Source organism: Rhodococcus sp. (in: high G+C Gram-positive bacteria), assembly GCF_049591685.1.
Classification (GTDB): Bacteria; Actinomycetota; Actinomycetes; order Mycobacteriales; family Mycobacteriaceae; genus Rhodococcoides.
Window position 1 is genome coordinate 1 of sequence record NZ_JBAWFH010000564.1, and the last position, 7,909, is coordinate 7,909.

Annotated in this window: 8 protein-coding genes; 4 read left to right on the top strand and 4 right to left on the bottom strand. The window is 66.5% G+C overall.

Annotated elements, in window-relative coordinates; genetic code table 11:
* Positions 1 to 75: 75 nt before the first annotated feature.
* Positions 76 to 258, top strand: a complete 183-nt coding sequence (locus WBQ44_RS23175) for a hypothetical protein (protein WP_495569007.1) — start codon at positions 76 to 78, stop codon at positions 256 to 258.
* Between the two features lie 2 nt (positions 259 to 260).
* The gene (locus WBQ44_RS23180) at positions 261 to 1,733 is read left to right on the top strand and encodes an RNB domain-containing ribonuclease (RefSeq protein WP_495569001.1); all 1,473 of its coding nucleotides are present in this window, start codon (positions 261 to 263) and stop codon (positions 1,731 to 1,733) included.
* Here the strand turns inward: WBQ44_RS23180 and pip are convergent.
* The 4 genes from pip to WBQ44_RS23200 all read right to left on the bottom strand — a co-directional run bounded on the left by pip (position 1,667) and on the right by WBQ44_RS23200 (position 5,640).
* On the bottom strand, positions 1,667 to 2,668 hold the full coding sequence (pip, locus tag WBQ44_RS23185; RefSeq protein WP_495569002.1) for a prolyl aminopeptidase: 1,002 nt from the start codon (positions 2,666 to 2,668) through the stop codon (positions 1,667 to 1,669). The two genes, WBQ44_RS23180 and pip, sit on opposite strands and share 67 nt — an antisense overlap.
* Before the next feature lie 2 nt (positions 2,669 to 2,670).
* Positions 2,671 to 3,132 (bottom strand): hypothetical protein, encoded by a 462-nt coding sequence (locus WBQ44_RS23190; RefSeq protein ID WP_495569003.1) that lies wholly within the window; start codon positions 3,130 to 3,132, stop codon positions 2,671 to 2,673.
* Positions 3,133 to 3,168: 36 nt separating this feature from the next.
* A complete protein-coding gene (panB, locus tag WBQ44_RS23195) occupies positions 3,169 to 4,011 on the bottom strand; it encodes a 3-methyl-2-oxobutanoate hydroxymethyltransferase (RefSeq protein ID WP_495569004.1) in 843 nt (280 codons plus the stop codon).
* A 144-nt stretch (positions 4,012 to 4,155) separates the two neighbouring features.
* Positions 4,156 to 5,640, bottom strand: coding sequence for a nitrilase-related carbon-nitrogen hydrolase (locus WBQ44_RS23200; RefSeq protein WP_495569005.1), 1,485 nt, complete (start codon positions 5,638 to 5,640; stop codon positions 4,156 to 4,158).
* Between the two features lie 93 nt (positions 5,641 to 5,733).
* On the opposite strand from WBQ44_RS23200, the gene WBQ44_RS23205 reads away from it, so the two are divergent.
* Together WBQ44_RS23205 and WBQ44_RS23210 are read left to right on the top strand one after the other, a co-directional pair.
* A complete protein-coding gene (locus WBQ44_RS23205) occupies positions 5,734 to 7,326 on the top strand; it encodes an alpha/beta hydrolase (protein WP_495569008.1) in 1,593 nt (530 codons plus the stop codon).
* A 101-nt stretch (positions 7,327 to 7,427) separates the two neighbouring features.
* Positions 7,428 to 7,909 (top strand): glutamine synthetase beta-grasp domain-containing protein (locus WBQ44_RS23210; protein ID WP_495569006.1); only part of this gene is annotated, 482 nt, incomplete at its 3' end.

The window sequence follows — 7,909 nt, forward strand, 5'->3', positions numbered from 1 at the left end:
CTCTTCAGCTGTTCGGCCGGCCCCTCGGGTTCCGAACGGCAGGCCATCCGGGCGTCGTTCGTGCAGACTGGTGCCATGAGCAACGACGAAGCCTGGTACTACGACGTACGCACCAAAACGGTCTCGCAGGGCAAAGAATCCGGCGCACTCGACCGGATGGGTCCTTACCCCGACAGGGAGACCGCCGAGCGGGCGATCCACATCGCCGCCGAGCGGAACAAGGCCGCCGACAAGGCCGACGACGACTGGAACAACTGACGGTGGTTCTGACGCGACTGTCGGCCGTCCCGTTCGATTTCCATCCCATCCGCTCCGAGTTCGACCTCCGCGACGACTTCCCCGAGGATGCGCTCGCCGAAGCGCAGGCTCAGGCGTCGTCGAACGACGATCCCCACAGTGAGGTTCGTCAGGACCGGACCGACATTCCGTTCGTGACCATCGACCCGCCAGGTTCGATGGACCTCGATCAGGCCGTCCACATCGAGAAGCTCGCGTCCGGCTTCGTCGTCCACTACGCGATCGCCGACGTCGGATCCGTCGTGACCCCCGGTGGTGCACTGGACGTCGAGACGAGGAAGCGCGGGCAGACGTTCTATCTGCCGGACGGGTCGGTGCCGCTCCATCCCCGGGTGCTGTCGGAGGGTGCGGCGAGTCTGCTGCCCAACGAGATTCGGCCCGCTGCGCTGTGGCGGATCGAACTCGACGAGACGGGTGAGCCGCTGGCCTGGACCGTGAGTCGTGCCTCGGTGCGGTCGGTGGAGCGCCTGGACTATGCGACGGTGCAGGCGAGTTGCGACGCAGGTGCACCGCACCCGTCCATCGCGGCCCTCGCCGAATTCGGTGCTCTGCGAGCGCAGTCGGCGATCCGGCGCGGCGCGATCGACATCACCCTTCCCGAGCAAGAGGTGCTCGAGGACGGGAGTTCCTGGCGCATTGCACTACAGGCGAGAACGCAGGTCGACACGTGGAACGCCGAGGTGTCGCTGCTGACGGGGATGTGTGCAGCGCGAATCATGCTCGACGCGGGGGTGGGGGTGTTGCGCACGCTGCCGCCCGCACCGGAGGACGCGGTCGAGACGCTGAAGCGAACAGCGCGCCTGCTCGGGATCGATTGGCCCGAAGGTGCTTCCGCCGGAGCGGTATTGGCGACGCTGCCGAGCGATGCACCGGCCACGTTGGCGATGATGACGCAGGCGACCTCGCTGTTGCGCGGCGCCGACTATGTCGCTTTCGACGGCGCGCCGCCGGAGTTGACGGTGCACGCGGGTATTGCCGCTCCCTACGCGCATGTGACCGCCCCGCTGCGGCGTCTGTCGGACCGTTTTGCCACGGAGGTGTGTCTCGCGGTCGTCGCGCGCGTCGAGGTGCCGGACTGGGCGCGATCGGCGCTGGGGGATCTTCCGACCATCATGCGGGGGTCCGATTCGAAAGCGTCGAAGATCGACCGCGCATGCATCGACCTGACCGAGGCAGCTGTGCTGCAGGGCCGGGTGGGGGAGACCTTCTCGGCGTTGGTCTTACGCGGCGCAGACGGCAAGCGGCCCGCCGAGGTGTTTCTCGACGAGCCGATCGTCATCGGTCGATGTGTCGGTGATCCGCCGGAGGGGGAGACGGTGACGGTCACGTTGACCGTCGCCGACATCGCCTCTCGGCGAACCGAATTCGTCTACGAGCGCGGTGACGAAGAGTCGGCCCGTTCCGACGCGAAACGGTCGGTCGCTTCGACGAGGTGATGGACGATGCCGGGTTCGGCCGCCGAATGCCCGGCGTCGTCGACGATGTGGAGCTCGGCGGTCGGCCATGCCCTGTGTAGTTCCCACGCGCTGGTCGCCGGGCACACCACGTCGTACCGACCCTGAACGATGACTCCGGGGATGTCCGCCAACAGGTGCGCATCGGCGAGCAGCTGGTTCTCGCGAAGGAAGCCGTTGTTGTGAAAGTAGTGGTTCTCGATGCTCGCGAAGGCAACGGCGAAGCGGGGGTCCTCGTTTTCGGCGATCTGATCCGGCCGGGGGAGAAGGTAGCTGGTTGCCGCCTCCCACGACGACCAGGCGACTGCGGCCCGGGTGGCCAGGTCGCGATCCTCCGACCTCAGAAGACGGTGATAGACCTCGATGAGGTCGTCGGAGCGTTGGGCCGGTGGGACGGGGGCGAGGAACTTCTCCCACTGCTCGGGGAACAGATGTCCGGCGCCGCCGTTGTAGTACCAATCGAGCTCACTGCGACGCAGAAGGAAGATGCCGCGCAGGATCAGCCCGGTGACGCGTTCGCGATAGGTCTGCGCGTACGCGAGGGACAGAGTCGAGCCCCACGATCCACCGAACACGAGCCATCGGTCTACGCCGAGCCGTTCGCGCAACTTCTCCATGTCGCCGACCAGCTTGGCGGTGGTGTTGACGGACAGGTCGGCCCCATCGGCGACGTGCGGCGTCGACTGCCCGCATCCCCGCTGATCGAACAGGACGATCCGGTACATGTCGGGGTCGAAATACCGTCGCTGCAGCGCACCCGTTCCGCCACCGGGGCCGCCGTGCACGAACACGACCGGCACGCCGTCGGGGTTGCCACTGACCTCCCAGTACACGAGCTGACCGTCCCCCACATCGAGGTGTCCGCTCTCGTACGGCTCGATGGACGGGTAGAGCTCGCGGCGGATCTCGTCGGTCATTGTCAGAACCCGACCAACCCGGAGGCGAGATCGGGAATGTCGAGCGAGCGCATCGCTTCTTCGCGCACATCAGGGCACTGTGCGGAGGTGATCTCGTCGACGATCGCGCGGTTCTGCACGACCTGGAGGTTGATGACGCCGCTCTGCGCGGCCCACGTCTGGACGACGATGTTGAGTCCGCCGCGGCCCAGCGTCGGCCCTTGGATGCGCCACTCCTGCAGCTGTTCACCCAGATCTGTGCAGAGCTGCTCGCGTTGCTGGTCGGTGATGGCGCCGGCCGGGGCAGCCTGGGACGTCGCCGGGAGGTCCGCGGACGTGGTGGGCGTCAGGGACTGCGAGGATCCGGTGTTCCCTGTGTCAGTGGCACACGCACCGACCGACGCGAGGACGGCGGCCGCCCCCACAAGGGAGACGGCCGCACGACGACAACCGGTGAAACCTGGCTTGGTGGCTCGGGAGTTCATGGCACAGAGTGTGCCATCCGGACCGCCGGTGATCGATCAGTAGCTGTGCTCGGGCCCCGGGAAGACCCCGGTGCGCACCTCGGACAAGTAGCTGGCTGCCGCGTTGCGAAGTTCGGCGCCGACGTGTCCGAACTTCTTGACGAACTTGGCCGTCTTGCCATTGGTGTAACCGGCCATGTCCTGCCACACGAGGACCTGGGCGTCCGTCTCGTTGCCTGCGCCGATTCCCACCGTCGGAATGGTGAGCTTGCGGGTGACCTGACCGGCAATATCGGCAGGGACCATTTCCATGACGACGGAAAACGCGCCCGCCTCCTGCACCGCGATGGCGTCGGCGACGAGCTGCTCCGAGCCGTCGCCTCGGCCCTGCACGCGGAAACCGCCGAGGCCGTTGACGCTTTGCGGAGTGAAGCCGATGTGGGCCATGACGGGGATCCCCGCAGCCGTGATCGCGGCGATCTGACCTGCTACGCGTTCGCCGCCTTCGAGCTTGACCGCGTGCGCGAGCCCTTCCTTCATGAACCGGGTTGCCGTGGCCAGCGCCTGCTGCGGGGAGGCCTCGTACGTGCCGAACGGCAGGTCGGCCACTACGAGTGCGTTGGGTGCGCCGCGAACGACGCCTCGCACCAGCGGCAGCAGTTCGTCGACAGTGATCGGCACGGTGGTGTCGTAGCCGTACACCACGTTGGCTGCGGAATCGCCGACGAGCAGCACGGGAATGCCTGCTTCTTCGAAGATCCGGGCGCTCGAGTAGTCGTAGGCCGTGAGCATCGCCCAGCGCTCACCGTCGGCCTTCATCTGGAGGAGATGGTGGGTGCGTGTCTTGCGCGCCAGACCGGTGACGGATGCGTCGGTCGAGCCGTATACGGAGTCGGACATCTTTGTCCCTTTCGGTTCCTCGAGGCCCGCAGTGCGGGTCCCCGGGATGGGGTTGATGACTCCACCAGTGTGCCAGTGGTCACCAGCAGGCCGAAGAGAAGCAGACCGTGCAATTGGTCACACTCTGCGATGCTTCCCGGCCGTCTACTTCGCCCACACATTCGCGACGGGCACACGGCGGTCCAGGACCGAACTCGGCATGATCTTCGGGCCGATCGGATAGGCGTGCCGGAGACGTTCGGCGGCGTCACCGAGTTTCGTCGGCGCCCCGTCGATCAGTTCTTCGGGTATCGGGGGAATCTCACCGCGCTCGGCCGCGGCTTTGTTCCGCCACCGCGCGATGTTCCAGAGCAGTGACTGGGGCACGTCTCGCAGCGGAGCGAAGCCCTCGAGTGCGGCATCCCGGATCGTCTCGGCCAAGCTTGGCTCGAACCCCAGTGCTGTCCGATAGCCCTGCGTCCCGTACCCCTGTCCCAGTTCTGTGCTGTTGTCCGTCGCGAGGACGAGGTGGCCATGCTCATCGGCCCATGTTGTCGGCGCCGAGCGTCGGGAGCGAGACTCGATGTGAATACCGTTGCGGCGCAAGAGTTCTGCAACGTCCGAAGGCAGCCCTTCGGGTGGCTGATGCGACGGAACGAACGTTGCGTGCACGGCTTGCGCACCCAGCGCATCGACGGCCATCGCGGCGACGACGGCGGATCCGACGCTGCCGGACAGATCCATCGTCACGGATGCGAAACCGTTCTTGTGCGCGTGATCGCGTACTGCGGTGACGAGGGCGCTCCACACCTGCTCGTCGTCCGCCAACGCCGGTGCCACCGACAGGGGCATCCTGTCCCATCCACGAACCAGCAGGTCCGGCAGAACGTGGCGGTCGACCACCCACCCGTCCACCTCCGCGCGATCGGGCCGCCGATCCGCGGGCACGTCGATATCGACGCACAGCAGATGTTCGGTGAACTCGGGCGCCCGGCCCAAGAGGGTGCCGTCCGAATCGACGACCATGCTCGAGCCGCCGTAGACCAGTTGCTTCTGACCACCGACCGGATTCGAGCAGGCGAAGGGCACGCCGGCTTCGACCGCACGGCGCGTAAATTCGACGCGGCGCGCGTCGGTCCGGCCGAGTCCGAACGGGTCCGCATCGAGACATACCAGGACGTCCACGCCCGCCGCGGCGTAGGCGGGTACGGCACCATCGGGTTGCCGGAGGTCTTCGCCGATTGTCAGGCCGAGACGAAATCCGTTGACTTCGGTGATGCTCAACGTTCGAGTCTTTTCGTGCCGGTCGTAGCGGGAGACGACAGCGCCGCCGAACAGAATGGCGGCGCTGTCGAGCGGTCCCCGATCGTCGCCATCGAGGTAACCGACGACCACGGCGACATCGCCGCACCCGGCGCGGTCGAGGGCCACAGCCAGCCGACCCAACGCTGCACGTGATTCCCGGGCGGATTCCGGCCGCAGGGCGAATCCCGCGAGGGGAGCGCCGGTTACGGCCAGCTCCGGAAACACGACGACCTGGGCACCCTCCTGTGCGGCGCGCGACGCCCACTCGACGATGAGAGCGCAGTTGCCGTCGAAGTCACCGACCGTGGAGTTGATCTGGGCAAGGGCGATTCGCAGGGCCTGCACGACACGAAGAGTAGTGCCGCCGGAGTCGGCGCGCTCACCGTACGCGGACGGGCGGGAACTCTCTGGCACCATCGGTCGAATGGAGTCGGTGCGCTGATGGAATTGACGCGAGTACGCGTAGTCGTGGCCGGTGTCGTCGTGGCTGCGATGCTGAGTGGTTGTACCTCGGACGGCCCTGCAGGCGGTGACAGTTCCGCCCCGACCGGCTCCGCGACGGGCGGTTCTGTAGCGGGCGAATCGACGCCGCCGGGGGCCGGCGCGATTCCCGACGGGCTGAGCCGGTACTACACCCAGGATGTGGCCTGGGAATCGTGCGAGAGCTACAACACCGACGGCACCGTTCTCGGCGGTTCGATCGAATGCGGGCGGGTCACCGTTCCACTCGACTACGACGACCCGGGTGGGGAGACGGTGACGGTTGCGATGTCGCGTTCCCGCGCGTCCGGCGAACGCATCGGCTCGGTGCTGTTCAACCCGGGCGGTCCCGGGTCGTCGGGGCTATACACCGCCACGCAGGCCGAGAGCACTGCCGTCGCAGAGCGGTTCGATCGCATCGGGTTCGACCCACGCGGCATCGGGGCGTCGACACCCGCCGTGCGGTGTCTCACCACGGACCAAGTGAATCGAGAACGGGCCGAACCAGATATCTTCGTCACGCCGGAGGGCATCGCCGACAGCGAAGAGCAGCACCGCCGGTACGCCGCGGACTGCGTCGAACGGACCGGCGTCGACGTGCTCGCCCACGTGGGTACCCGCGAGGTCGTCCGCGACATGGATGTCATCAGATCGGTGTTGGGCGACGAGAAGCTCACGTACGTCGGCTACTCCTATGGAACCCGCATCGGCACCGCATATGCCGAAACCTTCCCCGGCAACGTTCGCGCGATGATTCTGGACGGCGCGCTCGATCCGGAGCAGACGCCCATCGACGAGGCTGTCGCGCAGGGTGCCGCGTTCCAGGCTGCGTTCGACGGGTTCGCCGCAGACTGCGCGCAGACCGACGCGTGCGCCCTCGGCTCTGAGCCGGCGGATGCGAACGTTCGTTTTCGTGAACTGGTCGATCCGTTGATCGATCGGCCCGCCGCCACGACCGATCCGCGGGGGCTGAGCTACGACGACGCCCTCACCGGGGTGCAGCAGGCGCTGTACTCGCAGAGCTTGTGGCGAGTTCTCCGCGTCGGTCTCACCGAGCTCGAGGAGGGGCGCGGTGACACCCTTCTGCGGCTCGCGGACGCGTACACCGGTCGGCTCGACGATGGCTCGTATTCGAACCTCGACGACGCCTTCAACGCGATTCGCTGCATGGACGATCCACCGACGACCGACCGCACGGAAGCCGGGGAGGCCGATCGGCGATACCGCGAGGCAGCGCCGTTCCTCGACGACGGTCGCGGGACGGGGCAGGCGCCACTCGACCTGTGTGCGTTCTGGCCCATCCCGAACAGCGGGAATCCCCACACGATCGTGGCGGACGGCATCCCGAAGTTGGTGGTGGTGTCGACCACGTTCGACCCGGCGACGCCGTACGAAGCCGGTGTCGAATTGGCGCGTCAGCTGGACGCCGACCTGGTGACCTTCGACGGGACTCAACACACCGTCGCATTCTCGGGAGAAAATTGCGTCGACGAACCGTTGGTGCGCTATCTCGTCGATCTGACGCCGACAGGTAACGATTTGGTGTGCTGAGTTTTGTTCACTTCGACGTCGCCGCAGGTGAGAGCGTTCGGAAGTGAGACCGAATTCACGATGTAACACAGATTTAACGCGGTTTGCTTACCCTCGCGGACATGGATCGTCAAAAGGAATTCGTGCTCCGGACACTCGAGGAGCGCGACATCCGCTTCGTCCGCCTGTGGTTCACCGATGTCCTGGGTTACCTCAAATCCGTGGCCATCGCACCGGCCGAGCTCGAAGGTGCCTTCGACGAGGGCATCGGTTTCGACGGCAGTGCCATCGAGGGATTTGCCCGCGTGTCCGAGGCGGACACCGTGGCCAAGCCCGACCCGTCGACCTTCCAGATTCTTCCGTGGTCGACCAGCAAGGGTCACCAGCACTCCGCGCGAATGTTCTGCGACATCGCTATGCCCGACGGTTCGCCGTCCTGGGCCGATTCGCGGCATGTACTGCGGCGGCAGTTGAGCAAGGCCGCCGACCTCGGCTTCAGCTGCTACGTGCACCCCGAGATCGAGTTCTTCCTTCTCAAGGACAGCCCCGAAGACGGCTCGCCTCCCACGCCGGCCGACAACGGCGGCTACTTCGACCAGGCCGT